The sequence below is a fragment of the Campylobacter concisus genome (assembly GCF_902460845.1).
Classification (GTDB): domain Bacteria; phylum Campylobacterota; class Campylobacteria; order Campylobacterales; family Campylobacteraceae; genus Campylobacter_A; species Campylobacter_A concisus_X.
This window is the reverse complement of the sequence record NZ_CABPVS010000006.1, coordinates 138917-164584: the sequence shown is the minus strand read 5'-3', so window position 1 is coordinate 164584 and position 25668 is coordinate 138917. Positions and strand designations below refer to the sequence as shown.

The following is a 25668-nucleotide window of genomic DNA, read 5'->3' as shown; positions in this document are numbered from 1 at the left end:
TTTTATGTGGCGACCAAATTTGACGATAAATTTTCTTGTTCGTGGATTAAATGGAGCAAATTTTAATTTTTACTTACTAGAATTTGCTCCATCCTTTTTCTACCAACCATTACATGGACGCTTTGCTGAAATTCGACTAGGTAAGAGCTCGCCTTAAAGAGTAAATTTGATAACTTCTTGTGAATTTGTAAGTTTATGGTGCTTGTATTTAGTGTTTTAAGTTAGACTTCGCTTAATAGCAGATTAAATTTGATAAAAAAATCGCTCGTTTATAGCTTAAATTTATAAATTTTTTAATTATCCCTTGCCAAAAGAAAACTCGCTTCTAGCTAAAAAACCAAAGTGATTTACGTCCAAATTTAACTTGGACGTAAATTTATAGAGCCAAGAGCAAAATCAGTCCTACACATACCCCTGATCTATCATCGCATCGGCTACCTTGCGAAAGCCCGCGATATTTGAGCCGAGCACCAGATTTCCCTCGTCGCCAAACTCCTTGCTAGTTTCGTAGCTAAGCTCAAAGATATGATTCATGATGCCGTGCAGTCTGCGGTCAACCTCTTCAAAGCTCCACGAGCTCATGCCGGCGTTTTGCATCATCTCTAGGCCGCTTGTACCCACGCCGCCTGCGTTTGCAGCCTTTGCTGGAGCGAAGTAAAAATCTTTTTGCGCGAGCATGAAATTTATTGCATCAAGCGTGCTTGGCATGTTCGCGCCCTCGGCCACAAAGCGGCAGCCGTTAGCGTAGAGCGTCTTTATGTCGGCTAGGTGCAGTTCGTTTTGCGTCGCACACGGAAACGCTCCGTCGCACGGCACGTCCCACACGCCGTTTCTGCCCTCTTTGTACTCGCTTACGCTTACGTATTTTGCGTTTGGTCTAAATTTGGTGTATTCGCTAAGGCGAGCGCGCTTGACCTCTTTTAACTCTTTAAGTACCGCTAGATCGATGCCCTCAGCGTCATAGACATATCCGTTTGAGTCAGAAACGGTGATAGGCAGTGCGCCTGCTTGATAGAGCTTTTCGACTGTGTAGATGGCGACGTTTCCGCTACCGCTGACGCTGCATTTTTTGCCCTCTAGATCAAGTCCAGCTTTTTTTAGCATGTTTTGAGTGAAATATACTAGTCCGTATCCAGTAGCCTCTGTGCGCGCTAGGCTGCCGCCCCAGTTTAGCCCTTTGCCAGTTAGGATGCCATCAAATCTGCCAGTTAGCTTTTTATACTGACCAAACATATAGCCGATCTCTCTAGCGCCCACGCCGATGTCGCCTGCTGGCACATCCACGGTGTTGCCGATGTGGCGATATAGCTCGCTCATAAATGCTTGGCAAAAGCGCATTATCTCGCCCTCGCTCTTGCCCTTTGGATCAAAGGTGCTGCCGCCTTTTGCGCCGCCGATATTTACGCCAGTGAGCGAGTTTTTGAAAATTTGCTCAAATCCAAGAAATTTTAGCACGCCAAGATCGACGCTTGGGTGGAGCCTTAGACCGCCTTTGTATGGGCCAACAGCTGAGTTAAACTGCACGCGGTAGCCGTTATTTACCTTTGGTCTGCCATCATCGCCCGTGTATGTCACGCGAAAGATCACCGTGCGTTCAGGGATGACGATGCGCTCTAGGATCGCGTGTTTTTGGTACTTGCTCTCTCTTTTGATAAGCGGCTCTAGGCTGTTTAAAACCTCAGTCGCAGCTTGGACAAAGACGCCTTGACCTGGGTTGGTCTTCTTTATCCACTCCATCGTTTGTTCGATGTACTCGCTCATTTTTGCTCCTTTTTCCTTTTTTTGTAGTTAAATATTAGCTCGGCTAGAAAAAATTTTTATTTAAAGATATTTTAATATTTTTATTTTGGGCAATGAGTGTTACATATCGAAACTAAATTTATAAAATTTACTAAATTTGCGCCATCTCTTGCCAAAAAGAAAGTGCTGTGTCGTCTGCTTGGACAAAATTTAGGATATGCTGGGCTGATGGTAGGGCTTCATCATTTAGCCTTGCTATATAGGTGCTGGCAAGCGCTGTGAAAAATTTTTCAAAGTCGCTCGCAACGCGCCTGCTGCAAAGCTTTTTATCTCCAAGTAGCCACGCATAGACTGCACCACTCGTGCAATCAAGCAAAAATATCCACGGATCACCCACGGCAAAAACTATCAAATTTGCTGGGCGAGCCTCGCCATGCCACCATTTGCCACCAAATTCATCTACGCTATTTAGCCGCACTAGCTCGCTTGCATAGTCGCCTCTGGAGCCAAAACTGATATTGCAAATTTCAAAATTGCCAAGGTCAAATTTGTTTAAAAGCTCTGTAAATTTAGCTGGAAAATTTACGCCAAGGCTCTTTTGCGCTTGTATAAGCGCCGAAGCGTCCTTTTGTGGTAAAAGTCTCATGCCAGTCATGCCTTCTTGCTCTAGTGGCAAGAAAATTTGATCTAGTTTTTTAGCGATCTCATCTAGTTTTAAAAACATATCGCTCCTTAAAATTGCTAAATTTTGGCAAATTTTATCAAATTTATTTCAGAGAGCTTTTAATTTTGGCTCATTTGTTACCAAATTTAGACCATGATCTTCATAAATTTAAGAAGCTTGCAGAGATAACTAAGAAAACTAGCAATCACTAAATGTGATATGTTATAAAGGATTAATGATGAGGTAAATTGGCTTGGTAAAGCCGCGTAGCCCATAAAAGAGATTTATAACGACGCTAAAACGTATGAATTTGATGGTTTTTGCGTGCGAATGAGCTCGCCATTTATGATGGAGTGCAAAGAAATTTTGTGTGGTGCAGAGTTTAAAAGCGAAGCAGAAGATGAAAATTTAAATACTAATTTGCCACCCAAAGAGCAGGGCGCAAGGATAGGCAAGACCATCTGGCGGCTAAAGCTTGGCGCATATCTCTACACGCCAGTTTGCCTGAATGATGGGGTGCTTTACTTTGGCACCGCTGGCAAGGGCCGAGATCTATACGCTGTGGATGCAAAAAGTGGCGAGGTGGTGTTTAAGTTTAAAACCAGCGGCACGGAGCATTTTGTTTGGGTCGAGAGTCAAATTTTGCTCGCAAACCGCAAAAATAAGCCAGTTTTGATAAGCGCCAAAGATGGCTTGCTATTAAAAGAGATAGAGTTTGAGAAATTTAGGCTTAGCGCAGATCAGATCATGCTAGTAAGCGGTGGCAGGCTCTATGCTGTGGCAAATGACGGAGCTAAAATTTACGCAGTTTGCGCAGAAATTTAGCCTTGGCGATAAATTTCGCCAAAGCCATAATGAGATAAATTTATCTCTTCTTTTTATATCTTTTTATCGCCTCTACGATGACCTCTTCTAGGTCGTCATTTGGCTCTTTGTTCATATCATCATAGGTGTTTTCAAGGATAGTTTTTAAGTTTTTCTCAACGTAGCTAGTATCGAAAAATCCCCTTCTAAATTCCTTACTTTTGCTGATCGTTAGCAAAAATGGGATGATCGTTCGCACGCCCTCGATTGTAAATTCTTCAAGTGCTCTTTCAAGCTTATTTACAGCAAGATCGTAATCAGTCGCCTTGACGATCAGTTTTGCGATAAGTGAGTCGTAAAATGGCGGTATGGTGTAGTCCTTATAGACGTGGCTATCGACGCGTACGGATGGGCCAAGAGCTGGGTAGTAGCCCTCGATCGTGCCTGGTGCTGGGATGAAATTCTCCCAAACATTTTCAGCCGTGATCCTAGCCTCTATCGCGTAGCCGCGTGGTTTGATATCGCTTTGCTCTATCTCTAAAATTTCACCAGCTGCTATTCTTATCTGCCTAACGACAAGATCATGACCTGTGATCTCTTCAGTGATGCCGTGCTCCACTTGGATACGGGTGTTCATCTCCATAAAGTAAAAGTTGTTGTAGTCATCTAGCAAAAACTCTATCGTTCCGACGTTTGAGTAGCCCACAGCCTTTGCAGCAGCCACCGCAGTCACACCCATGATCTTTCTTAAATTTTCACTGATAGAAGGGCAAGGTGCGATCTCGATGATCTTTTGGTGGCGCCTTTGGATAGAGCAGTCACGCTCGCAAAGGTGGATGATGTTACCGTAGTTGTCGCCTAAAATTTGAAACTCGATGTGGCGAGGATTGACGACAAGCTTCTCCATAAAAACTTCGTCGTTGTTAAAGTATGCTTTTGCCTCTCTGGTGCACGACTCAAAGGCATCTTGCATATCTTCTTCTTGCCAGACCTCCCTGATACCACGGCCGCCTCCTCCTCCGCTTGCTTTTAAAATGACTGGATAGCCGATACGTCTAGCGTGCTCTTTTATGGCATCCATGCTCTCATCATTTAGCTTTTCCGTGCCTGGAACGATTGGTATGCCGTTTCTCTTCATTAGGTATCTTGCGATATTTTTATCACCCATTTTTCTGATCACTTCAGCCTTTGGACCGATAAAGATAAGCCCAGCGTCCTCGACCGCCTTTGCAAATTCGTAGTTTTCGCTTAAAAAGCCGTATCCTGGGTGTATCGCGTCAGCCCCGCACTCTTTAGCAAGCTTTACGATAGCTTTGGCGTCAAGATAGCCCTTGATCGGATCTTCGCCCACTTGATAGGCCTCATCAGCGATCCTTACATGCAAGCATTCGCTGTCTGGCGCTGTATAAATTCCTACACTTTGAATGTGTAAATCCCTACAAGCTCTGACTATCCTAACTGCGATCTCACCACGATTTGCGATAAGAATTTTATGTATCATAGGCTATCCTTTTTGAGTTTTGCTTATCATATAACTATTCGTTTTATTTTTAGATAAATTTATTAAGTCTGGTTTTAAAATTTGAGTGCAAAGGCTAAAATTACACTCAAATTTGTCTATCTATTGATGATTTGTGGAAAAGGTGTGGCTAGGGCTTTTTTGCTAAAATCTTGCGACTCGATCGTGAAATTTGTAGCAAATCTTTGAATGCCCTCTTTTTTATAAGCGCGCCTTTGGATGGTAAAAAGGACTAAATTTCCGCTTTGTTTGGTGTAGCGATATATCGAGTGCTCGGCTGTTGGCACGCCATTTAGGTTTGAAAATATCGTGATATCAAGATAAATTTCATTTGCCAGCGAGCCCTTTTTATAAGCCACTTTTAGCCCTTTTGCCTTTAGCTCTTTTAAATCATTTATCTTTTGCTCGACTGCTTGCTCTGGCGTAGCGTCAAATTTAAGCGTGTTTAGCGAGAGCATGTAGCTAAAACTATCTAGTTTCTCGCCAGGGAGCAAATACTCCTGCGTGAATAAATTTGGCACAGGCTTGGCTGAATATGCTAGTGAATATAGTCTGTTGTCAAATTTTAGCTGCACCGGCTCAAAATACTGAGTAGCTGCGAGCAAGAGCGCTGGCAAAGTGATAAATGCTAAAAATTTCTTCATCAAATTCCCTTAAAATGGATTTACTATCATTACCCAGATGATGATAAGCATTGCAATAGTTGGCACTTCGTTGTAAGCTCTAAAGAAGATGCCACTTTTGTTACAGCGTTTTTCTTTGAGCTGCTTCATGTAGCGTCCAAGGTCTAGGTGATAGATAGCCATCAAGATGACAACTAAAATTTTGACATGGATGTGACCAGTTTTTATAAGATCAGGCATCGCGATAAGTATCAAAATGCCAGTGAAAAATGAGCCAATCAGTGCGACCCAGCCGATGTAGTGATACATTTTATACTCCATCACCTCAACCACTTTGACAAAGTCTGGCTTGTCCATATTTTCTACGTGATAAACGTAGAGCCTTGGCTGATAAAACAGCACTGCCATCCACGAGATGAAAAACAAATAGTGGAGGTATTTTAAGTAAAGATAATATTCTGCCATAACGTCTCCTTATCTAAAAAGTATCTCTTTTCTAGCTTCAAATTCAGCCTTGCTGATCGCACCACTCTCAAAAAGCTCATAAAGCCTTTTTAAGTCCTCTTCTTTATCTTTTAGTTTTAGTCTCTCTTTTAGCTCGACTTTTTGTAAATTTTTCTCGACATAAGCACCAACCAAAAATGCATCGATTAGCCACCAAATGCCCCAAATAGCCAAAAATAAGTAGCCAATGAGGATGATTTGCAAAGAGTAACCGATAAAAAATAGTCCCATCATCAAAAAGCCAGTGATAAATTTACCAAGGTAAATTCTATGCGCTCCAAGCCAGCCAGTAAGTAGCCAAAGCGCGTATGCGACGTAGATATTATTTCCCACTCTCTCTCCTTTTTCTAAAACTTTGCCAAAGTATCATCACGACGCAAAGATCGATCATTACATCAGCGAAGTTAAAGACTGCAAAGTTAAACCACTTGTGCCAAAAGACGTAATCCACGACACCACCATGGACAAATCTATCTGTGATATTTGAGCTACCAGCTCCTAGCAAAGCTCCAAGCCAAATGGCATGCGAGCAAAGTAGTTTTTTTTCAACGACCAGATAGACAAAAACGCCTAAAATAAGGGCAATTTGGATAAATTTCAGCCACTCATCTAAAAAGGCAAACATCGAAAATGCAACACCCTTATTATATGTAAGAACTAGCGAAAAAAACTCTCCGTCCCACGAAAAACCATCTATAAATATCATCTTTATCGCTTGATCAACGATAAAAATGATAAAAAATGCGATGAAAAATTTAACTAAGCTTTTACGCATTTAGGGCTTTTACAAAAAATTTCTCAACTTCATCCATGCGTTTTTCAACTAAAGTTTGATTTTTGCCCTCGAGCAAAAGTCTGATCAAATTTTCAGTGCCAGAGTATCTAAAGAGCGATCTTATGCCCTCTTTTGCAAGGCTAGCTTCAAGCTCTTTTAGACCCTCTATCTTATCAAGCGGCTTTTTCTCTGTGATCTTTAAATTTAGTAAAATTTGTGGATATGGCTTTAGCTCGCCAAAAATTTCACTAGCTTTTTTGCCTTTTTTAAGCATCATTGCAACGACTTGCATTGAGGTAACAAGACCGTCGCCAGTTTTAGCGTAGTCATTAAATATCACGTGGCCGCTTTGCTCGCCGCCAAAATTTATGCCATTTTCTTTCATCATTTCAAGCACGTATTTATCGCCTACGTTTGAGCGAAGTAGCTTGATCTTGTGAGCTTTTAGATAGTCATCAAGTGCGGCGTTACTCATTACCGTAGCCACGATAGCTCCGCCTTTTAGCGCCTTTTGCTCGTGTAAAAATGCAGCTAGTGAGCCAAGTATCGCATCTCCATGCACGACTTCGCCGTTTTCGTCAACTACTACAAGCCTATCAGCATCGCCATCAAATGCAAAGCCGATGTCGGCACGAAGCCTTTTTACCTCGCTTGCTAGATCTTCTGGATGAAGTGCGCCACAGTTTTGGTTAATGTTGCTACCATTTGGCTCGTCGTTTATGACGATGACATCAGCTCCAAGCTCGCTAAATACAGTTGGTGCGACCTTGTAAGCAGCTCCGTTTGCCACGTCTAAAACCACTCGTAAATTCTTTAAATTTAGCTCTTTTGGGAATGAATTTTTGATCTGCACGATATATCTGCCGATAACATCGTCGATCCTCTTGTTTGCACCGATTTCTGTCATCGTCTTTTGGGCATTTGCGATGAGCTCATCGTCGTAGAAGATTTTTTCTATCTCAGCCTCTATCGTCTCATCAAGCTTGTTGCCAAAGCTATCAAAAAATTTGATGCCGTTATCGTAGTATGGGTTGTGTGAGGCGCTTATCATTATGCCAGCGTCGCAGCGCATATTTTCTGTTAAAAATGCGATCGCAGGTGTTGGCATAGGGCCTATTTGAAGGACGTTGTAGCCAACTGCAGTCAGCCCCGCAACGATGGCGGTTTCTATCATATAACCGCTTTTTCTAGTATCTTTTCCAACCAAAATCACATTTGTTGCTGACGTCTTTCTAAAATAAATTCCAGCCGCCATTGCAAGACGCATAGATGTTTGAGCTGAAAGCTTCTCACCAGCTTTTCCACGAACTCCATCCGTTCCAAATAGTTTCATAAATTTATCCTTTTTATTATAAAATTGTGCTATTTTATCAGAATTTACCTAATTTAAAATCTAAAATTTTACTTTCATTAAGGATGACTTAAATTAAGGTTAAATTTATTATAGTTTTCATATAATCATCGACTAAAATTATCAAATAAAGGTATATTATGGCAAACCATAAATCTGCTGAAAAAAGAGCTAGACAAACTATAAAAAGAACCGAGAGAAACAGATTTTACCGCACTAGACTTAAAAATATCACAAAAGCAGTGCGTGTAGCTGTAGAAGCTAAAGATATTGAAGCTGCAAATGAGGCTTTAAAAGTTGCTAACAAAAGCATCCACAGCTTCGTAAGCAGGGGCTTTTTGAAGAAACAAACTGCTGCTCGCCGCGTTAGTCGTCTTGCACAATTGGTAAATACTCTAAAAGCTGCTTAATCTATAAAATTTAATGTTTGCTGATAAACTTCATCCATTTTTGGATCGCTATAATGAAATTTCTACGCTTCTTAGCGATCCAAATATAGCAAACGATATCGAAAAGATGGCAAAGCTTTCAAAAGAACAGTCATCAATCGAGCCAGTCGCAACAGCCGCAACAAAATATCTAGAAATTTTAAAAGACATCGACGAAAATAAAGCCCTGCTTGAGGACACTGAACTTGGCGAGCTTGCAAAAGATGAGCTTAAAAATTTAGAAATTTCAAGAGAGAAGCTTGAAGAAGAGATCAAAATTTTACTTCTTCCAAAAGATCCAAACGATGATAAAAATATATTTTTAGAAATTCGCGCAGGTACTGGTGGCGATGAGGCTGCACTATTTGTTGGAGATCTTTTTAATGCTTACATTAGATATGCGGAGCTTCGAGGATATAAATTTGAGATCGTTAGCCAAAGCGAGGGTAACACTGGCGGCTTTAAAGAGATCATAGTGCTTATAAAAGGTAAAGGTGCTTACTCGAGGCTAAAATTTGAAGGTGGCACGCATAGAGTTCAGCGTGTGCCAGAGACCGAGAGCCAGGGCAGGGTGCACACTTCGGCTGTTACTGTGGCTATTATGCCAGAGGTCGAGGATAGTGAGATCGAGATCAATCCAAATGATATAAGAGTCGATGTGATGAGAAGCTCGGGCCATGGCGGTCAGTCAGTAAATACAACCGATAGCGCCGTTAGGATCACACATATACCAACAGGCCTTGTTGTCACAAACCAAGATGGCAAGAGTCAGCACAAAAATAAAGAAGCTGCGATGAAGGTGCTAAAGGCTAGACTTTATGAGCTTCAAGAGCAAGAGAGGCTTGCAAAAGAGACTAGTGAGCGAAAGAGCCAAGTTGGCACCGGAGATCGTTCTGGCAGGATAAGGACATACAACTATCCGCAAAACCGCATAAGCGATCACCGTATAAATTTAACACTTTATCGCCTTGATGCGATTATGGCTGCGGGATTATTTGACGAGATCATCGAGCCACTTATTACGCATTATCAAGCAGAAGCTATGCTAGAAGCTGGCATTTAAACTTTCAAATTTCTATTTCAAATTTTATAATTTATTTCTTTACCTAAAAATATTACTTTAGATTAAAATACTTTTAAATTTACCAAGCTTTAAAGCCAAATTTACAAGAATTTTACAAAAATAGATATTTAAAAGTAGTAGTTAGTAATATTTTTTCTCATTTTTTTCAAAATAATATAAATTAGGTTTTTAGATTTTATTTTTCAAATAGCGATTTCTAGGGTATTTAAAAGTATAAAATCTTTATTTTTGATATTATAATTTTGCATAAATGATTTTTAAGTTTTACTTAATAATTCTACCTTACAATTTCACCATAAATTAATTAAAAAAAGGAGACAAAATGTCAATAAGTGCAAGAAATCAATTAAATGTTGAAATTTCTGAAGTAAGAACAGGTGTGGTAAATTCGCTGATCGCTGGTAAACTCGCAGGTGACGAAGTTTTAAAAGCTACTGTTACAGTTGATAGCGAGAAGAGTCTTGATCTAAAAGTTGGTAAAAAAGCTATATTTTTATTCAAAGCTTCAAGCGTTATCGTTTCAAAAGATGACAGCATCAAACTTAGCGCTACAAACCAAATCAAAGGTGTTGTTAGCGAGATAAAAGACGGAGCTGTAAATGCTGAAGTTATTATCGATGTAAATGGCAGTAAAATTTCAGCTATCATCACAAGAGAGTCAGTTAGTAGTCTAGCTTTAAAAGCAGGAGATAAAGTAACTGCAATTATCAAAGCAACTCAAATCATAGTTGGTGTTGAATAATTTACGGAGCAGTTTTGCTCCGTTCCTTCTAAATTAAATTTTATTCTTAAACTAAAATCTAAAATACTCTAAAATTTATCAACTAAGTTATAAATTTAAATAAGTCGTAGTGAATATTTTTAAAGCTATTTACTTAAAAATTTTATAGGAAGATTTATATTATTTTTTTACTTTTATAGCCTATCCGCCATTTTAAGCAGAGCATGGCACGCCAAAGGTTCACCAAACAATAGGCGGCCAAATATCAACACAAAAGCCCAAGTCATAAGCTCTCAAACGGCTATGCCTATACCAAATTTATATGCATCTGGCGAGAATGTAGGTGGCGTTCATGAGCCATTCGTCTAGGCCCAGTCGTGATAACTGACCGCTTGACATTTAGCATGATCACTACTGAGAGTATCAGTTAAAAAGATGTGGCAGGCGTTTGCTCGCCACTATAAATTTTTAAATCTATAAACTCCATTTTTCACTCGCTCGAAAATTTTCTTCTCTTCAAGTAGCTTAAAGGTATTTATAACGGTTGGTTTGCTCACATCTAGCTTTTCACAAATTTCTGAAATTTTTACTACAATAAAGCCATTTTCATCACAGCTTTTAACTAGCAAATTTATAATTTCTACCTTTTTCTCGCCAATTATTGCCTTGTAAATTTCTTCATTCATACTAGCCCCAAATTTTATATCCTATTGCCACGCACCAAAGTGCGCCACATAAGAAATTTGCGATCATCACAGCCGCACTTCCTGCATCTTTTGCCGCCTTTGCTAGGGCGTGATAGTCTGGGCTTGTAAGATCAGTTACTCGCTCTAAGCCAGAGTTTAGGCACTCGCAAACTATCACAAATGCCATGCTAAAGATCAAAAATAGATTAAAAACAAGGCCAAAATTCCAAAAAAATAGCGATAGTGTTGCTAATAAAAATATGCAAATTTCTATTCGAAAGCTCTTTTCATTTTTAAAAATTTCAGCCAAACCCTCTCTTGCATAGCCAAAATTTTTTAAAAATTTATACTCTGGCTGGTTTCTCATAATTTTCCTTTTTGTGATTTTTGGCATAATTATAATTAAAAAAAGGATGAAATTTGAAACTTATTAGTTGGAACGTAAATGGCCTTAGAGCACTTGTAACAAAAGATGGCTTTGGTTGGCTTGATGAGATAAGGCCTGATTTTTTGGCGCTTCAAGAGATTAAAGTCAAAGAAAGTGATGTGCCAAAGGAAATTTATAACCTTGGTTTTAAAGATATAAGCGTAAACTCAGGCGAGAGAGCCGGATACTCTGGCGTGATGAGCCTAGCAAATTTTGAAATTTCTACACAAAAGGCAGCTTTTTTCGACGACACGGAGGGGCGTGTTTTGGAGCATAGATTTAATGATATTGTACTTTTTAATATCTATTTTCCAAACGGCCAAAAGGATGACGAGCGCCTAGCCTATAAAATGGACTTTTACGAGAAATTTTTAGCTTACTGCAAAGAGCTTGTAAAAAACGGCAAAGAGGTGATATTTTGTGGTGATGTAAATACCGCTCACCGTGAGATCGACCTTAAAAATCCAAAGGCAAATGCCAAAACTTCTGGCTTTTTACCTATCGAGCGAGCATGGATCGATGAGGTACTAAAAAGCGGCTTTATAGATACTTTTAGAGCTATAAATGGCGACGTAGCGGACGCTTACTCGTGGTGGAGCTATCGCTTTAATGCAAGGGCTAAAAATGTCGGCTGGAGAATTGATTATTTCTTTATTTCACAAGGATTAAAAGATAGGCTAAAAGACGCATTTATCTTGCCAGAGGTCACAGGCAGCGATCACTGCCCAGTTGGGATAGATATAGAAATTTAGCCACTATTCCATTCTGCGGGGCTTGCCCAGTAAGAAACCTTGTGCGTAAGGTATTCCAAAATTTTTGATTTGGTTTAAAATTTCTTCTGAGCTTGCGAACTCGGCTACTATTTTGTAGCCTTGCTTTTTTGCAAAGCTTACGATGGTTTCTACTAGAACTCTAGCATTTTCATCAAATGGAAGCTTTTTGATTATCGAGCCATCTATCTTTATGGTGTCTATATCAAGCTCCAAAATTCGGTAATAGTTTGAGTACCCTGAGCCAAAGTCATCAATGGAAATTTTACATCCATAGCCCTTGACGCGTTTTATAAAAGAATTTACCGCAACATAGTCGCTAAGCTCTTCGCTCTCTAGCATTTCAAAGCAAATTTTATTAGGATCTTTGCACTCGATCAGTTTATTTTCTATAAGCTCTCTCATACTAGCGTCGGCTATGTCTGTATTAGATAAATTTATTGAGAATGTATAGTCTGGATATTTTTTGGCTAAATCAAATGCAAGGGCTATAACTTTTTTGGTTATTTGCGGATATAACTGAGTTTTCATAGCAATATCTAAAAATTCGCCCGGATAGTGTATCTTGCCATTTTGATCGATTATACGAACCAAAACTTCATAATACTTTGCTTCGGTCTCATTTTCTTCTAAGTTAAAGATACCTTGTGCTTCTACTATGACTCTATCATTTTCTAACGCATCTTCAATTAGCTGAACTGCCAGCTGATTTTTGTGATATTTCATCTCAATTGCGTCATTTTCTAGATAGTAGTAAATATTGCTACCATTTTCTATTGCGAGCTGATTTGCAAGGACTGATTGCATTAGGCGGTTAGTTTGTGGGGTATCGTTTGGCAATGAAACACCAAATACCATCTTTATGCCTGGTAAATTTTCAAATTTTTCATCAATAGCGATATTTATCCTATTTGAGCCAAAATATTCTCTTATGTATTCAATATCTCTTACGATATTATCGCCTTCATACCACATATAAAATGCGTCATCTTGAAATCTAAATAGCTTTGCTTTTATCTCAGAAGTATCTATACAAAGCTTTAGTGTATCAGCAACTGCTTTTAGCATTGCATCGATAATCTTAGTTTGATAAAAGAATCTTAAAATTTTAAAATTTTTAATGCTTAAGCAAATTAGCACTCCATCTTTTTGTGCGTCTAAAATTTCAGTTAAAGCAAAGTAGTTACCAAATCCTGTTAGCTTATCGATTGAAGATTGTATTTTTATTTGTTCATTTTTTTGAGTCAGCTCGTTTAGTATCAGCGTCTCTTTAGTCCTATCAAGTTTTACCGCTATATAGCCCTCAAATTTATTTTTAAAGAAAAATGGTGAAAATTTTACCTTTTCATATAAAAAATTACCGTTTTTTGTTCTGCTTATAAGCTCATCGCTCTCCCAAGGTAGAGATTTTTGCACAGCCTCTTTTATGGATTCATAAAAGCTTTGCGGGTGCATATATGATTTTAGTATTCTAGGGTTTTTGCCTATTACTTCTTTTAGCTTGTAGCCAGTTTTTTCTTCAAAGGTTTTATTTACGTATGAAATTCTATTGTATTTATCGCAATAGATAATAGAGCTATGATCGTTTTCGACTGTCGTTCTTAGGAGTTTTATCTGTCTTAAACGCTCTGAGGCCATTTTAATTTGATAGAGACCAAATGAACAAAATATTATAAATGTAAGCAAGCAAATTCTCTGAGCTATTTTTGCCTTATTCACCTCATCAGAGTGAAATTCTAGGATTTTGTTTCTAAAATTTTCTATCAGATTATCAAGATGTAGCTCTTTTACACTATTTGAGATTGTACGTAATGTTTTTGTAGCTTGAGCTGCATAAAGTATCTTGTCTAATACATTTTGAGCTTTTTGGTTATCTTTATACTCGTTTTTATACATTTTTATTTGCTTTGAAATATCATCTATTGCTTCAGGACTAAGCATCAAAGCACCTTTTATCGCATAAAATATAGGCTCAAGCTTATTTGAAAGTGCGAGATTTTGTATTTCATATTGACTTATTTGGATATAAGAATCTATAGATGAGTTTACATAAGCTGATCTTTGTAAAAAAAATACTTTTTTACTAAATACATCTCTTATGTTTTGTAGGTCTTTTTTTATTTCATTTTGATGAAATAACAACATCTCATCACTAAGTATTGAAAGGTTGCTTAAATTTGTATCAAAAGAATTTATGTCAGCATTGAGCTTGTCGTAGTTTGAGATATCATAAATATTATTCAAAGAAAAAGTTATCTCATTGTCTATAAATTTTAGATTTAAAATCCCGTCATCAAATTTATGAGCTGCACCAATAGCTATATTTGCTTTATATATAAAAAACGCACTAATGAAAAATATAGCTGTTAAGACGCTAAGTATGGTTTTTATTCGTTTAGTACTCATTTAGTATCCTAGGCTTTTTACCATTTAATGTCAGAAAAAATGAGTATAAAGCATCAATTTCATCTTTGCTAAGAATGTATCCTAGCTGGTAGTTACTAATAAAGCTTATAGCCTCTTTTAGATCGTTTATCTCTCCATGGGATAAATATGGAGCAGTCTTTGTAATATTTCTTAGTGATGGCACTCTTCTTAATCTTTTACTTGTATCTAAGGCAGAAATTCTTTCTCGACCAATATCTTGTGTCAAATTTCCTCCTAAATTTCTACCATTGTGACAAGCAGCACAGCCTATATTATTAAATATCTCAAATCCTTTCTTTGCGCTATCATCTATGGCATTGTTATCACCTGATATAAAACGATCAAATGGTGAATCAACACTTAAGACAGCTTTTTCAAACTCAGCTATTGCATCTGCAATATTATCAAAATTAATGCCGTCATTATAAATTTTTTTAAATAAAATTTTGTACTCAGAGATATTATTTACAGAATCCACTATCTTGTCGTTATCCGAGTTTAGTTCTATTCTAGAAGTTATGGACTCTTTTACTTGATCTTTTAAATTGCTAATCTTTGCATCGCTATAAAATAGATAATTCGCTGCAGCATTTAATATGGTTGGAGGATTTAAAGTACCTTTTTCCATGCTATCTTGGTTGCTTCCGCTTAAATTCCAATACAAGTTATGACAAGTTTGGCAAGAGTAGTTTTCGTTTGGGCTTAGTCTTTTGTCAAAAAAGAGTTTTTTACCAAGCAGAGCCTTTTCTTCATTATATTTTACTACCGTAAGAGGTTTGTAGGATTCATATTTACAAAATGAAATCGTGATGATAAATAGACAAAGTATAACGCTCTTCATAACGCCCCTAAATTTTAATTTTCTTTTTTATATCGGCAAATTTTTAATTTTTTATATAGTACATTATTTTATTGCTTTTTTGAAATTTATGATACAATTCGCTCGATTTAGAAAATATTTATATTTCAGGGAGGAGAAGTCATGAAAAAAGGCTTTACGATGATTGAGTTGATCTTCGTGATCGTTATATTGGGCATATTAGCTGCGGTTGCTATACCAAAATTAGCTGCAACAAGGGATGATGCAGAGATATCAAAAACTGCTTCAAACATACAAACACTTATTTCGGACTTGGGTTCTTACTATACTTCGCAAGGTGAATTTGCTACTGATTCGGATATTAAAGAAGCTGTCAAAAAAATGTCAAATGTAAAAACACCAGTAAAAGCAAAAGATGATGAGTGTTTAGAAGTACGTCCTGGAAATAATACTACTGGTGAGATAGGAATAACTATAAAAACAGGCGGTCTTTGCAAACAAGTTTGGGGCTTGCCAGGCTTAGTAGATGTTAAAGCCTTAATCGAAAGTACTACCGACAACAAGACAGCTAATACACTTAAATTTGGTGGCATGGGCATAAAATATAAATAAAAATTTAGCAAGGTATTTTCCTTGCTTTTTATGATTTTTGTCCTACTAAATTTTTAATATAACAAAGACTGATAGAAATATAAATTTTCTTTTATACAAATAATTTATATACATAAAAATAAGCTTTCTAAGATTTAATACATTGCCAAAAAGCATCAATCCTAACTTATGCTAATGGGTAATGGCCTTTTATTAAATTTAATTGATTTTATCCTTTACAAATTTTAAAGATAAAAAACGTAAAATCAAGCCATGGATTTACTAAAAGACCCGTTAAATAAGCTCATCATTTCGCTTTCGCTTCCAGCTGGCACCGCAATGATGTTTAATACTCTTTATAATGTTACCGGCATATTTTTTGCAGCAAAAATTTCTACCCTTGCCGTAGCTGGTATGGCTATGAGCTTTTTGCTTTATCTAAGTATTGTAGGCATTGGGCTTGGTTTTGGCTCAGCGCTAACTGCGCTAATAGGCAATAGTCTTGGAGCAGGAAAAGTAAAAATGGCTAAATTTTATGCGGCAAATGGAATTATCTTTGTGCTAGCATTTGCTATTTTTATGGGGTTTTGTGGCTATTTTTTAGCACCAAATTTACTCACTTTTTTAGGGGCTGATCATCACTATTTAAAAGAGGCGCTTGATTACGCGGGTGTTATCTTTCTTGCTGCACCATTTTTCTTGATTATCAAATCTCTAAACGGAGTGCTTGTGGCACTTGGAGATACAAAAAGTTACCGCGATTGGCTATTTTATGGCCTTTTTATCAATGCATTTTTTTGCTATTTTTTTGCATTCATTTTGGATCTTGGTGTAAAAGGACTTGCTCTAGCAACAGCTAGTGTTCAGCTTTTGGGCATGATCTATCTTTTTGTAAAAGTTAAAAAAGCTAAGATGATCGAGCCAAGAAATTTAAGCTATTTTGTGCCAAATTTTAGCATTTGGGCAAAGATTACAAAACAAGCTCTACCAGCTTGCTTGAACTATCTATCGATGTCGCTTGGCTCACTTGTACTTTTAAAATTTATAAGCTACTATGGCGTAAATGCCGTAGCAGGATATGGTATAGTTTTAAGGATAGAGCAAATTTTGGTATTGCCGACCATTGGTATGGCTGCAGCAGTTTTAAGTATCGTTTCAAGAAACTATGGCGCTAAAAATTTTAAAAGAGCTAAACAATGCTATAAAATTTCGCTTCTTTTTTTACTTATTTATTGTGCATTTGCTTGCGTTTTTATTAGATTTTTTAGTGAAGATATGATAAGAATTTTTGATGATACGCCGGCAGTTTTGGAGATAGCAGGGCTTTATCTTGGTATAAATTCTCTTGCTTACGTAGCTTATGGCACGATAAACGTCTCAGGCAGTACTCTTCAGGCTATAAAACGCCCAGTGGCCATCTTTTTGCTAAATGGATTTAGGCAATTTATACTTCAAGGATCACTTTTTTACGCAGTAGTTTTCTATTTTGGTCTTGAGATAAAATTTATATGGCTGGCTCTATTTTTTAGTGTCTATCTCACAGCTATTTGCTTCGTCTTTTGGACGCTTTATCAGTTAAGAAGGGCTACTGACGTAAGCTTTTAAATTTAAAACAAAAAGCAAAAAAGCAAAGTGAAGCAACTAAGATTATGCTAGCTCCGCCTGTTAGGTTAAAATAAAAGCTAATAAATAGACCACTAAAGCAAAAAATGACTGAAAAGATAGTAGAGATTAGCATCATCAGTCCCAGTCTTTTGGCAAAAATTTGTGCTAAATATGGCGGTATAGTAAGAAGAGCGATGACTAAAATCAGCCCCACAACACGAATCGTAGCCACCACACAAAGTGCCATCATACATACTAATAAATAGTGAAAAAATGTTGTGTTTACACCGCGTAGCTTTGCAAATTCTGCATCAAAACTAATAGCTACAAATTGACGGTAAAAAAGGGCAATGAGTGCTAAAAATAAGATATCTAAAATACTCATAAATGTTATATCTTGCCCGCTCACTGCTAAGATAGAGCCAAAAAGATAGCTCATAAGATCGGCATTGTATCCTGGAGTTAAATCGATAAAAATGATACCAATAGCCATGCCAAATGCCCAAATAGCACCGATGACTGAGTCGATGTTGGTTTTATCTTTTAACGTGATAGTGGCGATTATAAGGGCTAAAAAGAGCGAGAATATGCTAGCTCCAAGAAGTGGTTCGAGCGAGAAGAAAAAGGCAAGTCCTATGCCGCCATATGCTCCGTGCGCGATACCGCCAGCGATAAAAGTCATTTTATTTATAACAACGAGTGAGCCTATGAGCCCACAAATGATACTCACTAAAATACCAGCAATAAAGGCATTTTGCATAAAATTTAACTCTAAAATTTCACTCATTTTATCTCTTTAGCTTAAAAACATTACTTTTGATTTTGCACTCACATTCGCCAAGTGCGATCTCGACGTCACAAAAATGGCTATGAGATTTTGCTAAATGCTCTATAAATTCTCTTTTTGCGGTATCTTCATGAGTTTTATGAATATGTAAATTTTTACTCACATAGGCGATTTTTGTAGCATAATTTAGTACGATATTTAGATCGTGACTTACCAAAACTACGCCAACACCACTTGCATTTATATTTTTTAAAATTTCATAAATTTCAGCCTGACCCTTTGTGTCGATACTGGCTGTTGGCTCGTCTAAAACGAGGACTTTTGCATTTGCACAAAGCGCTCTTGCGATATATACACGCTGTCTTTGGCCACCGCTTAGCTCACCAATTCTAGCGCTTGCAAATTCTTTCATGCCAACTTTCTCAAGGGCACCAAGAGCCATTTGTTTCTCATCTCGCGAGTAAAAACCAAAAATTTTTTTGTCTATTAGCCCCATTAAAACTACTTCTAAAACCATCATTGGAAAGCTTTGATTTGAGAGAAAATTTTGAGGCACATAACCTATAAATTTACTGACTTCGCTTGGCTCTTTTCCAAAGAGCTTTATCTCACCACTTTGAGGCTTAAGCAGCCCTAATATAAGCTTTAAAAGCGTACTTTTGCCACCACCATTTGGACCGATGATAGCTAAAAACTCATCGCTATTATAATCTAAATTGATATCTTCTAAAACCACTTGTTTATCGTAGCTAAAGTTTAAATTTTTAATTTTTATAATTTCTTTCAAAACAGACTCTTTTGCGTAAATGTCGTAGTAAAAATAAAAAGTCCAAGCCAAAGCATAACGCTAAGTGCCATAAATTCGGCATAGATTTTAAACTTTTTTAACTTAATGTTTGTGTTCTCATTTATCTTGGCTCCAAAAACAGCCGCTAAAAATATCACTGCGCTCATGCCAAGCGCCATAAATAGGCCACTTATAATGCCTGCAATGTAGCTGCCTAGCTCATTTGCTAGCACAAAGACAAGTATCGTGCCAGGACAAGGAATAAGTGCCGCAGCAGCCGCAACCAGCCATTCTTCTTTGTTTTTTGGTTTTTTTGTAGTACAGATATTACAGCCACAGTCGCTAGTAAATTTTGTATTTTTACTCAAATTTTGGCTTAAACTTGAGCTAAAAATATAAAATTTATTTAACTCTTTTTTGCTTGAAAGATAAATTTTTACCTTTTTATAAAGCATAAAAATCGCTACAAAAAAGATAATAACGCCAGAAAATGCTGTCGTAACGCTTGCTGTATCTTTTGTCAGATCGCTACTGATCTCACGCAACATCATAAAACTAGCAAGCACAAAAATAAACGCACCCACAACATGTAAAAATCCGATCTTTAAAGAGAAGAAAAAGGCTTTGGCGTAGCTTCCACCAGTTGCGGCAAAATAAGAGCTTGTAAGCACCTTGCCATGTCCAGCAGATGCAGCATGCAAAAAGCCATAACCAAATGATATGAGCGCTAAAAATAGCAGAGTTAGCGGACTTTTTTGATCAAAATTTCTTAGAATTTGCTTTAATCTATCAAGCATGCTTAGACTTGTTTTTGAAACAAGATCAAACTTAGCTTCATCGATTTTATCGATCTGGCTTAAATTTTCACCTTCAAAATTTACTGAGTTTGGCTCTTTTAGAAGCTCTTTTAATGCAGGCTTTTCATTATGAGCTTTGGCTGCAGCTTTACTTGAAAATGTAAAAAATATTAAATTTGCATTTGGATTTGGTATTGTCCAAAACTGATCTGATACCAAAAATGCGTTATTTTGTGTAAATTTAAAATTAAAATATCCCTCTTTATCGTCCATTTCAACAGACACCACAAAGCCATCTTTGATAAGCAAATTTGTCTTAAAACTAACATCAAATTTTAATCTGCCCTCATCAAAATAGAGTTTATACTTTTTTAAATTTAGCTCAAGCTTTGTAGCATTTTCATCTTTGTAAAAGTACTCAATATTCGTTAAATAGTGCCTTGGCACAAGATAATCAAGTAAATTTAAGCGGATCTTTTTGATCTCACTTTCATCTATCTTTTCATCCTGATTTAGGTCAAAATTTTGCCTCATAAGCTCTGAGAAATTTTGTGAAAATGTCCATGAAAAAGCAATTGTAGTGATATTGTTTTCGTTTGAGTCAAATTTTACGCTCACGTGAGCGGTCGGGCTATAAAGCGAGCAAAGAGCACACCCGAAGGCATTTATAGCAAAGAAGCAAATGACAATCAGGCGTGCTAACATTTTTTATAGACTCTTAGCAAAAATTTCTGCTGTTTTTTTCATCTCATCTAGCCAATTTTCTGGGAGCTGATCAATGCTTATGACCTTTGAGCCAGTCTCTTTTGCTACTAAATTCGCAGCCTTTGTTGGAAACTGCGGAGCCACGAAAATGACCTTTACGCCGTGCTCTTTAGCTTCTTCTATGAGCTCTTTTAGCTCAGCTGGCTTTGGCTCTTTGCCCTCTATCTCGATAGCGATTTGCTCTAAGTTATAGCGTTTTGCAAAATATCCCCAAGATGGGTGATATACGATAAATTCGCGAGTTTTAACATCTTTTAGAGTATTTTTGATAAAGCTATCAAGCTCGTCAAGACTAGCTTTAAATTTAGCTAAATTTTCCTCATAGAGCTTTGCATTTTGTGGGAATTTCTCTATTAATGCCTTAGCAATATTATCAGCTTGAGTTTTTACTAAAACTGGATCAAGCCAAATGTGCGGATCAAGGCCATCATGATGATGGTGATGATGTTCGCCAGCTTCGTGGTCATGGTCATGATGCTCGTGATGTTCATGTTTATGCTCACCCTCATGCTTGTGCTCATGATGTTCATGGTGTTCATGATGCTCATGCTCATCGTTCATAGCTATCTTTTCGATACCTTCTTGTGTTTTTATAATGCGTAAATTTTTAAAAGATTTTGAAAAACGCTCTAGCCAAGTATCTTCAAATTCAATACCAATAGCAAAGTAAAGCTCGCTCTTTTCAAGCTCCTTCATCTGTTTTGGCTTTGGCTCATAAGTGTGTGGATCAGCACCTTTGCCAACCATTGTATTTACGCTTAGTGTATCACCAGCGATCTGCTCAACAAAAAATTTTGTAGGCAATATACTAGTCGTAACAACTGGCTTTGCAAAAAGTGACAAAGCGCAAACTGCTAAAAAAACAAAAATCTTTCTCACCATCTCTCCTTTGTTTGAAAAAATATTGCGGAAGTTTAGCAGATTGCAACTTGGTTGCAACTTAAAGAACAAAAGCCTAAATATAGTGCTTTTTAAATGAAATTTAAAACTTTTAGCGTTAATATACAAAAAATAAAAAGGGCAAGGATGAATGAAAGAAATTTCTTAGAAGAGCATAGTATCAAGGCAACTACTTTTCGCATAAAGCTCGTTGAAATTTTGCAAAATGCCAAAACTCCATTAAGTTATGATGAAATTTTAGAAAGCCTTAATGCAAATAAAACTACTTTTTATAGAAGCATAGAAATTTTTGAAAAAAAGGGCCTTGTCATAAAAACCGAAAATAATCATAAAAGCTACTACGAACTAGCAAATGAGGCAAAAGCGTACTTTATCTGCGATATCTGTCATAAAGTCACAAACATCGATATGCCACATCTAAACGTCGCTAAAAATATAAAAAGTGCCGTGATAAAAGGCGTTTGTGATGAGTGTGATCACGAGTAAAGAGCGATTATCTCAGCTGGAATGGCTTTTGGACGATTCGTTTTTAGATCAATATAGACAAACTCGGTTTTGCCAGTTGCTATTAGTTCACCATCTTTTTTAAACTCAAAATATCTACACGAAGTCGCCTTGCCTTCAGTTTGTGTGTAAGTGTAAATTTCTATCTCATCCATCAATTTTGCGCTTTTTATATATTTGGCTTCATTTTTTCTAATGAGCCAGATCTCGCCTCTTTTATACTGCGCCTCGACCGTGTCTCCAACTGCGGCAGAATGTGCAAATGAAGCCTCTTGCATAAGAGTGAAATAATAGACATTATTCATGTGTCCGTGCATATCAATGGCTTGTGGTGGGATTATTACTTTGTAGATAAAATCTTTCATTTCTAGCCTTTTTTGCTAAAATTATAACCAAAAAGAGGAGCTAAAATGCAAAATTTATGGGATAAAAAGGCGTCAAACTACCAAAGGTTTGATGGCAAAGTAAGTGCTATTCAGCAACAAATTTTTGCTAAAGCCTTAGCTTGGGGAGTTGATTTTAGCGGCAAAGAAATTCTTGATATAGGCTGTGGTACCGGTGTTTGGAGCATATTTTTATCCAAAACCGCCAAAAGCGTAACTGGCATAGATAGCTCAGAGAAGATGATAGAAATTTTAAACGAGGACGCAAAGAGATTTGGCGTGACAAATTTAAGTAGCGAGGTTTGCTCGTGGAGAGAATTTAAGCCAGCAAGGCTCTTTGATATCGCCATTTGCACGATGAGCCCGGCCATTGCGAGCGATGAAGATTTTTTGAAATTTCAAAACTGCGCCAAGCAAAAGCTCTATCTTGGCTGGGATAAGCCTAGAAGCTCTGACCTGCTCGAGCCGTTTTTTGAAAAATTTGGCCGCACACTCTCACAAAAAAACGTTGTAAATAGGCTTGAAGCGTGGCTAAACGAGCAAGGCATCGCTTATAAGAGTGAAATTTTAAACGAGACAAGGATTGCTAGACGAAGCGTGCAAGAAGCAGCTGAAAATATCTGCTGGCACCTTGAGATAAACGGGGCCAAAAACTACGATGAAAAGGTGGTTTTAGCGATGTTAAAAGAGAGATTTGACGGCGAGTTCATAGACGAGAAAATTGACTCTCAAATGAAGCTTTTTGTCTTTTAGAGCTTAAATTTAGAGCAAATTTGCTTGCCAAATTCGCTAAAAATGACGCCAAAGATGATGAGCATGGCTCCAAAAATTTGCCAGATGCTAAGTATCTCACCAGCAAAAAAGTAGCCAATGAGCCCTGCAGAGACTGGCTCTAGGCAGAAAAATAAAGCTGCCTTGCTGGCTGTTGTATATCTTTGAGCGATGGTTTGTACAAAGTAGCAAAAAATGGTGCCAATAAATGCAGTGATAAAAATTGCTATAAAAAATTCCCTATCGTAATTTGGCGCCACACTACCTTCAATAAATGCAAAGACAAATGAGAGTAAAGAGACGGTGAGAAATACTACAAATACGAGTAGATAAAGCTCACATTTTCTTACAAAGTGGCCATTTAAGCTCGTGTACAGTGCGTAAAATATGGCACAAAGTAGGGCAAGTGCCTCGCCGCTCCCAAGTGCTAGCGTAGCGCCACTTAAGAGCCAAAGCCCAAAAATAGCAATAAGCGCACCAAAAATAGCAAAAATGGTTATTTTATTTTTAAAAATGAGTGCTGTCATAAAAGGCACGATCACACACTCAAGCCCTGTAATAAAGGCAACACTTGAGCTAAAAGTAAGCTTTAGAGCGTAAGTTTGAGCAACAAATGAGCCAAAGAGAACTACGCCAAGAATGGTGCCGTAAACTACACTTTTTTTATCAAAAATTTTAGAAAATTTAAATGCTATAAGTCCCATAAAGATAGCGGAAATAAAAAATCTACAAAAAAGCATGACAAAGACGCCATTTGTCTTTAGCGCGTTTGCCATGGGTAAAAACGTAGCGCCCCAAACGATGGCAACTACGATAAGAGCGATGTCAGCTCTGTTTTGTGCGCTTAAATTTTTCATTTAAAGATCGAGTCAAGTACCTTTTTGCCGCTATCTAGGCTAAAGCCGCTTCTTAGCCCCTTTTCTTTCTCGCTCATCACGTTAAATAGCCCATCTAGCGTCTTTCTTGTGATGTATGCGTTTAGATCCTCGCCGTCATCTGGCACATACTCGCTTGCACCTAAATTTTTAGCTAGGCTCTTTACCGATTTTATAGTTTCATTATTTTTTGCTGAGCCGACGATGAAAGAATTTAGCCCATTATAGGCAGTCGCAAAGCTATTATCACTCATCATTTTTTCTATTATCGGAGTAAAAGCCGCCTTTAGCTTTTGGCTGGAGCTTTGCTGCAAATACTTTGTAACACTATCACTCCCGCCATTAAAGAGCTTTTTGACATCTGCTTCGCTCATATTTTTTATGCTTTCGCTAAAAATTTCAGCAGCCTTTGGTACAGCTGTGGTTGCGGCGTTGTTTATCGACTTGCTAAGATCCTGCGCCCACTTCTCGCCACCTACTTTTTTGGCTAAATTTGATGCCATTTCAAGGCTTTTTGGAAGTGGAATTTTGGCCGTAGCATTGTTTATAAAGCCATCTTTTGAAAGCTCGCTAATAGCGGCATTTAGCGCCTCGCTAACTAGGCTTTTATAGTCGCCACTTGATGCGTGAGTGGCGATTTTGACGCCTTTGTTTATCATATCGTCCATATTTGTGGCTTGTAAATTTAAAGCAAGCGCGCCATAAAGAATAACAAGAGATCTTTTCATCTTCTCTCCTTTTTTAAATTTAAAGCAAAATCATACAAAAAATATATAAACACTTAAAATAAATTTAATCTTTTTGCACTAGAATTTACCCTTTTTTTAAAGGAAGATTATGCAACTTTTACTTCTTAGCTTCGCTCTTAGTATGGATAGTGCGGCACTAAATATGGCAAATGGTGCAAGGTATAAAAATTTAGCTCTTAATAAAATTTTATTTATTGCTTTTATGCTTGGCTTTTTTCAGTTTCTTATGCCGCTTCTTGGTTATCTTTTAGGTGTTAGTTTTGCAAAATTTATAAGCTCGGTTGATCATTTTATTGCATTTTTTATACTTTGCTTTCTTGGTTTTAGAATGTTTAAAGAGGCCTGTAACAAAGAGGAGTGTGAGTATCTTAAGATAGGATTTAAGACCATTTTGTATGGGGCATTTGCTACTAGTGTGGATGCTCTTGCCGTTGGCGTCACACTTAGCTTTGAAGAGATAAATATCTTTCAAAGCTCGCTCATCATCGGTGTAGTCTGCTTTACATTAAGTTTGATTGCTTTTTATATAGGTAAATTTATGGGTGAAATTTTAGAAAAAAAGGCGCTCTTTTTGGGAGGAGCGATATTAATTTTTCTAGGTTTTAAAATTTTAATAACGCATTTAATTGAAAGCGGCACATTTCAATAAAAATTTAAAATAACAATTAAAAATAATATTTAAGATTAACTATATTTTAAAGCTTATATGGATAAGATTTTGATTTTTAGAAGTGGTGACCCATACGAGACTCGAACTCGTGTTACCGCCGTGAAAGGGCGATGTCCTAACCGCTAGACGAATGGGCCACAT

29 protein-coding genes, 1 tRNA gene and 1 pseudogene are annotated in these 25668 nt (G+C 37.3%); 11 read left to right on the top strand and 20 right to left on the bottom strand.

All coding sequences use genetic code 11. The features are described 5' to 3' along the window. Positions 1 to 402: 402 nt before the first annotated feature. Both gdhA and F3H00_RS09255 read right to left on the bottom strand, forming a co-directional pair. Complete coding sequence (gene gdhA / locus F3H00_RS09260) at positions 403 to 1761, bottom strand: NADP-specific glutamate dehydrogenase (RefSeq protein ID WP_148800056.1); 1359 nt, start codon at positions 1759 to 1761, stop codon at positions 403 to 405. 130 nt (positions 1762 to 1891) lie between these two features. Beyond that, on the bottom strand, positions 1892 to 2464 hold the full coding sequence (locus F3H00_RS09255) for an SMI1/KNR4 family protein (protein ID WP_148800058.1): 573 nt from the start codon (positions 2462 to 2464) through the stop codon (positions 1892 to 1894). A 264-nt stretch (positions 2465 to 2728) separates the two neighbouring features. Here F3H00_RS09255 and F3H00_RS09250 point away from each other — a divergent pair, with 264 nt between their 5' ends. After that, the gene (locus tag F3H00_RS09250) at positions 2729 to 3229 is read left to right on the top strand and encodes an outer membrane protein assembly factor BamB family protein (protein ID WP_508610269.1); all 501 of its coding nucleotides are present in this window, start codon (positions 2729 to 2731) and stop codon (positions 3227 to 3229) included. 40 nt (positions 3230 to 3269) lie between these two features. Here F3H00_RS09250 and F3H00_RS09245 read toward each other — a convergent pair whose 3' ends face one another. From F3H00_RS09245 to glmM, 6 genes are all read right to left on the bottom strand, one after another. Next, a complete protein-coding gene (locus F3H00_RS09245; protein ID WP_107811486.1) occupies positions 3270 to 4709 on the bottom strand; it encodes an acetyl-CoA carboxylase subunit A in 1440 nt (479 codons plus the stop codon). 116 nt (positions 4710 to 4825) lie between these two features. Continuing rightward, a complete protein-coding gene (locus F3H00_RS09240) occupies positions 4826 to 5371 on the bottom strand; it encodes an HI_0983 family protein (RefSeq protein ID WP_148800061.1) in 546 nt (181 codons plus the stop codon). Positions 5372 to 5380: 9 nt separating this feature from the next. Further along, the gene (locus F3H00_RS09235; protein WP_054195978.1) at positions 5381 to 5815 is read right to left on the bottom strand and encodes a HemJ family protein; all 435 of its coding nucleotides are present in this window, start codon (positions 5813 to 5815) and stop codon (positions 5381 to 5383) included. A 9-nt stretch (positions 5816 to 5824) separates the two neighbouring features. Then, positions 5825 to 6187, bottom strand: coding sequence for an NINE protein (locus F3H00_RS09230; RefSeq protein ID WP_148800064.1), 363 nt, complete (start codon positions 6185 to 6187; stop codon positions 5825 to 5827). Further along, positions 6177 to 6629 carry a signal peptidase II gene (gene lspA, locus F3H00_RS09225; RefSeq protein WP_148800067.1) on the bottom strand — a complete coding sequence of 151 codons (453 nt, stop codon included), beginning with the start codon at positions 6627 to 6629 and terminating at the stop codon, positions 6177 to 6179. The genes F3H00_RS09230 and lspA overlap by 11 nt, the downstream gene beginning before the upstream one ends. Beyond that, entirely contained in the window at positions 6622 to 7962 is a 1341-nt protein-coding gene (gene glmM / locus F3H00_RS09220; protein WP_021086624.1) for a phosphoglucosamine mutase, read from the bottom strand. The genes lspA and glmM overlap by 8 nt, the downstream gene beginning before the upstream one ends. Before the next feature lie 158 nt (positions 7963 to 8120). Between glmM and rpsT the strand changes: the two genes are divergently transcribed. The 4 genes and pseudogenes from rpsT to F3H00_RS10655 all read left to right on the top strand — a co-directional run. Continuing rightward, on the top strand, positions 8121 to 8390 hold the full coding sequence (gene rpsT, locus F3H00_RS09215) for a 30S ribosomal protein S20 (protein ID WP_009295094.1): 270 nt from the start codon (positions 8121 to 8123) through the stop codon (positions 8388 to 8390). A gap of 13 nt (positions 8391 to 8403) precedes the next feature. Beyond that, a complete protein-coding gene (gene prfA, locus F3H00_RS09210; protein WP_148800071.1) occupies positions 8404 to 9471 on the top strand; it encodes a peptide chain release factor 1 in 1068 nt (355 codons plus the stop codon). A gap of 343 nt (positions 9472 to 9814) precedes the next feature. Then, a complete protein-coding gene (locus F3H00_RS09205; RefSeq protein ID WP_148800073.1) occupies positions 9815 to 10234 on the top strand; it encodes a TOBE domain-containing protein in 420 nt (139 codons plus the stop codon). Between the two features lie 175 nt (positions 10235 to 10409). Further along, a pseudogene (locus F3H00_RS10655) lies at positions 10410 to 10644 on the top strand (FAD-binding protein); the annotation flags it as partial. A gap of 27 nt (positions 10645 to 10671) precedes the next feature. Here F3H00_RS10655 and F3H00_RS09195 read toward each other — a convergent pair. Together F3H00_RS09195 and F3H00_RS09190 are read right to left on the bottom strand one after the other, a co-directional pair. Then, positions 10672 to 10899: a replication/maintenance protein RepL gene (locus tag F3H00_RS09195; protein WP_072594035.1), complete on the bottom strand. Its 228-nt coding sequence runs from the start codon at positions 10897 to 10899 to the stop codon at positions 10672 to 10674. A 1-nt stretch (position 10900) separates the two neighbouring features. Beyond that, the gene (locus tag F3H00_RS09190; RefSeq protein WP_148800076.1) at positions 10901 to 11266 is read right to left on the bottom strand and encodes a diacylglycerol kinase; all 366 of its coding nucleotides are present in this window, start codon (positions 11264 to 11266) and stop codon (positions 10901 to 10903) included. 53 nt (positions 11267 to 11319) lie between these two features. Here F3H00_RS09190 and F3H00_RS09185 point away from each other — a divergent pair, with 53 nt between their 5' ends. Next, positions 11320 to 12078 carry an exodeoxyribonuclease III gene (locus F3H00_RS09185; protein ID WP_148800078.1) on the top strand — a complete coding sequence of 253 codons (759 nt, stop codon included), beginning with the start codon at positions 11320 to 11322 and terminating at the stop codon, positions 12076 to 12078. 3 nt (positions 12079 to 12081) lie between these two features. Here the strand turns inward: F3H00_RS09185 and F3H00_RS09180 are convergent, their stop codons facing one another. Together F3H00_RS09180 and F3H00_RS09175 are read right to left on the bottom strand one after the other, a co-directional pair. Then, complete coding sequence (locus tag F3H00_RS09180; RefSeq protein ID WP_148800081.1) at positions 12082 to 14502, bottom strand: bifunctional diguanylate cyclase/phosphodiesterase; 2421 nt, start codon at positions 14500 to 14502, stop codon at positions 12082 to 12084. Then, on the bottom strand, positions 14492 to 15364 hold the full coding sequence (locus F3H00_RS09175) for a cytochrome-c peroxidase (protein WP_148800084.1): 873 nt from the start codon (positions 15362 to 15364) through the stop codon (positions 14492 to 14494). The genes F3H00_RS09180 and F3H00_RS09175 overlap by 11 nt, the downstream gene beginning before the upstream one ends. A gap of 141 nt (positions 15365 to 15505) precedes the next feature. Here F3H00_RS09175 and F3H00_RS09170 point away from each other — a divergent pair, with 141 nt between their 5' ends. Next, positions 15506 to 15955, top strand: a complete 450-nt coding sequence (locus tag F3H00_RS09170) for a type II secretion system protein (RefSeq protein ID WP_072594030.1) — start codon at positions 15506 to 15508, stop codon at positions 15953 to 15955. 252 nt (positions 15956 to 16207) lie between these two features. Beyond that, positions 16208 to 17539 (top strand): MATE family efflux transporter, encoded by a 1332-nt coding sequence (locus tag F3H00_RS09165; protein ID WP_149703821.1) that lies wholly within the window; start codon positions 16208 to 16210, stop codon positions 17537 to 17539. On the opposite strand, the gene F3H00_RS09160 is transcribed toward F3H00_RS09165, so the two are convergent. Genes F3H00_RS09160 through F3H00_RS09145 form a run of 4 tightly spaced genes read right to left on the bottom strand, consistent with a single transcriptional unit; the run spans position 17520 to position 21554 of the window. Beyond that, positions 17520 to 18326 (bottom strand): metal ABC transporter permease, encoded by an 807-nt coding sequence (locus F3H00_RS09160; protein WP_087577230.1) that lies wholly within the window; start codon positions 18324 to 18326, stop codon positions 17520 to 17522. The genes F3H00_RS09165 and F3H00_RS09160 overlap by 20 nt on opposite strands. Position 18327: 1 nt before the next feature. Beyond that, positions 18328 to 19113: a metal ABC transporter ATP-binding protein gene (locus F3H00_RS09155; protein WP_149703820.1), complete on the bottom strand. Its 786-nt coding sequence runs from the start codon at positions 19111 to 19113 to the stop codon at positions 18328 to 18330. Continuing rightward, on the bottom strand, positions 19110 to 20615 hold the full coding sequence (locus F3H00_RS09150) for a nickel/cobalt transporter (RefSeq protein WP_149703819.1): 1506 nt from the start codon (positions 20613 to 20615) through the stop codon (positions 19110 to 19112). The genes F3H00_RS09155 and F3H00_RS09150 overlap by 4 nt, the downstream gene beginning before the upstream one ends. A 3-nt stretch (positions 20616 to 20618) precedes the next feature. Further along, a complete protein-coding gene (locus tag F3H00_RS09145; protein WP_149703818.1) occupies positions 20619 to 21554 on the bottom strand; it encodes a metal ABC transporter solute-binding protein, Zn/Mn family in 936 nt (311 codons plus the stop codon). A 147-nt stretch (positions 21555 to 21701) separates the two neighbouring features. Here F3H00_RS09145 and F3H00_RS09140 point away from each other — a divergent pair, with 147 nt between their 5' ends. Beyond that, positions 21702 to 22061 (top strand): Fur family transcriptional regulator, encoded by a 360-nt coding sequence (locus tag F3H00_RS09140; RefSeq protein WP_148800096.1) that lies wholly within the window; start codon positions 21702 to 21704, stop codon positions 22059 to 22061. Here F3H00_RS09140 and F3H00_RS09135 read toward each other — a convergent pair. Continuing rightward, the gene (locus F3H00_RS09135; protein WP_148800099.1) at positions 22052 to 22444 is read right to left on the bottom strand and encodes an acyl-CoA thioesterase; all 393 of its coding nucleotides are present in this window, start codon (positions 22442 to 22444) and stop codon (positions 22052 to 22054) included. The two genes, F3H00_RS09140 and F3H00_RS09135, sit on opposite strands and share 10 nt — an antisense overlap. Positions 22445 to 22489: 45 nt before the next feature. Between F3H00_RS09135 and F3H00_RS09130 the strand changes: the two genes are divergently transcribed. Next, positions 22490 to 23215, top strand: coding sequence for a class I SAM-dependent methyltransferase (locus tag F3H00_RS09130; protein WP_103648598.1), 726 nt, complete (start codon positions 22490 to 22492; stop codon positions 23213 to 23215). Here the strand turns inward: F3H00_RS09130 and F3H00_RS09125 are convergent. Further along, complete coding sequence (locus tag F3H00_RS09125; protein ID WP_103648599.1) at positions 23212 to 24090, bottom strand: DMT family transporter; 879 nt, start codon at positions 24088 to 24090, stop codon at positions 23212 to 23214. The genes F3H00_RS09130 and F3H00_RS09125 overlap by 4 nt on opposite strands. After that, positions 24087 to 24836, bottom strand: a complete 750-nt coding sequence (locus F3H00_RS09120; RefSeq protein ID WP_148800101.1) for a DUF4197 domain-containing protein — start codon at positions 24834 to 24836, stop codon at positions 24087 to 24089. Before F3H00_RS09120 ends, F3H00_RS09125 begins: the two co-directional genes overlap by 4 nt. 109 nt (positions 24837 to 24945) lie before the next feature. Between F3H00_RS09120 and F3H00_RS09115 the strand changes: the two genes are divergently transcribed. Next, a complete protein-coding gene (locus tag F3H00_RS09115) occupies positions 24946 to 25506 on the top strand; it encodes a manganese efflux pump MntP (protein WP_148800103.1) in 561 nt (186 codons plus the stop codon). 83 nt (positions 25507 to 25589) lie between these two features. Here the strand turns inward: F3H00_RS09115 and F3H00_RS09110 are convergent. Then, positions 25590 to 25664, bottom strand: a tRNA-Glu gene (locus F3H00_RS09110). Between the last annotated feature and the right edge of the window lie 4 nt (positions 25665 to 25668).

Excerpts from the sequence above, each read along its gene's own strand:
- F3H00_RS09245 (WP_107811486.1), bottom strand. The coding sequence starts at position 4,709 with ATGATACATAAAATTCTTATCGCAAATCGTGGTGAGATCGCAGTTAGG.
- F3H00_RS09150 (WP_149703819.1), bottom strand. The coding sequence starts at position 20,615 with ATGTTAGCACGCCTGATTGTCATTTGCTTCTTTGCTATAAATGCCTTC.
- F3H00_RS09140 (WP_148800096.1), top strand. The coding sequence starts at position 21,702 with ATGAATGAAAGAAATTTCTTAGAAGAGCATAGTATCAAGGCAACTACT.
- F3H00_RS09175 (WP_148800084.1), bottom strand. The coding sequence starts at position 15,364 with ATGAAGAGCGTTATACTTTGTCTATTTATCATCACGATTTCATTTTGT.
- F3H00_RS09135 (WP_148800099.1), bottom strand. The coding sequence starts at position 22,444 with ATGAAAGATTTTATCTACAAAGTAATAATCCCACCACAAGCCATTGAT.
- lspA (WP_148800067.1), bottom strand. The coding sequence starts at position 6,629 with ATGCGTAAAAGCTTAGTTAAATTTTTCATCGCATTTTTTATCATTTTT.
- gdhA (WP_148800056.1), bottom strand. The coding sequence starts at position 1,761 with ATGAGCGAGTACATCGAACAAACGATGGAGTGGATAAAGAAGACCAAC.
- F3H00_RS09115 (WP_148800103.1), top strand. The coding sequence starts at position 24,946 with ATGCAACTTTTACTTCTTAGCTTCGCTCTTAGTATGGATAGTGCGGCA.
- F3H00_RS09235 (WP_054195978.1), bottom strand. The coding sequence starts at position 5,815 with ATGGCAGAATATTATCTTTACTTAAAATACCTCCACTATTTGTTTTTC.
- F3H00_RS09120 (WP_148800101.1), bottom strand. The coding sequence starts at position 24,836 with ATGAAAAGATCTCTTGTTATTCTTTATGGCGCGCTTGCTTTAAATTTA.
- F3H00_RS09170 (WP_072594030.1), top strand. The coding sequence starts at position 15,506 with ATGAAAAAAGGCTTTACGATGATTGAGTTGATCTTCGTGATCGTTATA.
- rpsT (WP_009295094.1), top strand. The coding sequence starts at position 8,121 with ATGGCAAACCATAAATCTGCTGAAAAAAGAGCTAGACAAACTATAAAA.
- F3H00_RS09180 (WP_148800081.1), bottom strand. The coding sequence starts at position 14,502 with ATGAGTACTAAACGAATAAAAACCATACTTAGCGTCTTAACAGCTATA.
- F3H00_RS09165 (WP_149703821.1), top strand. The coding sequence starts at position 16,208 with ATGGATTTACTAAAAGACCCGTTAAATAAGCTCATCATTTCGCTTTCG.
- F3H00_RS09240 (WP_148800061.1), bottom strand. The coding sequence starts at position 5,371 with ATGAAGAAATTTTTAGCATTTATCACTTTGCCAGCGCTCTTGCTCGCA.
- F3H00_RS09130 (WP_103648598.1), top strand. The coding sequence starts at position 22,490 with ATGCAAAATTTATGGGATAAAAAGGCGTCAAACTACCAAAGGTTTGAT.
- prfA (WP_148800071.1), top strand. The coding sequence starts at position 8,404 with ATGTTTGCTGATAAACTTCATCCATTTTTGGATCGCTATAATGAAATT.
- F3H00_RS09190 (WP_148800076.1), bottom strand. The coding sequence starts at position 11,266 with ATGAGAAACCAGCCAGAGTATAAATTTTTAAAAAATTTTGGCTATGCA.
- F3H00_RS09160 (WP_087577230.1), bottom strand. The coding sequence starts at position 18,326 with ATGAGTGAAATTTTAGAGTTAAATTTTATGCAAAATGCCTTTATTGCT.
- F3H00_RS09205 (WP_148800073.1), top strand. The coding sequence starts at position 9,815 with ATGTCAATAAGTGCAAGAAATCAATTAAATGTTGAAATTTCTGAAGTA.
- glmM (WP_021086624.1), bottom strand. The coding sequence starts at position 7,962 with ATGAAACTATTTGGAACGGATGGAGTTCGTGGAAAAGCTGGTGAGAAG.
- F3H00_RS09195 (WP_072594035.1), bottom strand. The coding sequence starts at position 10,899 with ATGAATGAAGAAATTTACAAGGCAATAATTGGCGAGAAAAAGGTAGAA.
- F3H00_RS09125 (WP_103648599.1), bottom strand. The coding sequence starts at position 24,090 with ATGAAAAATTTAAGCGCACAAAACAGAGCTGACATCGCTCTTATCGTA.
- F3H00_RS09255 (WP_148800058.1), bottom strand. The coding sequence starts at position 2,464 with ATGTTTTTAAAACTAGATGAGATCGCTAAAAAACTAGATCAAATTTTC.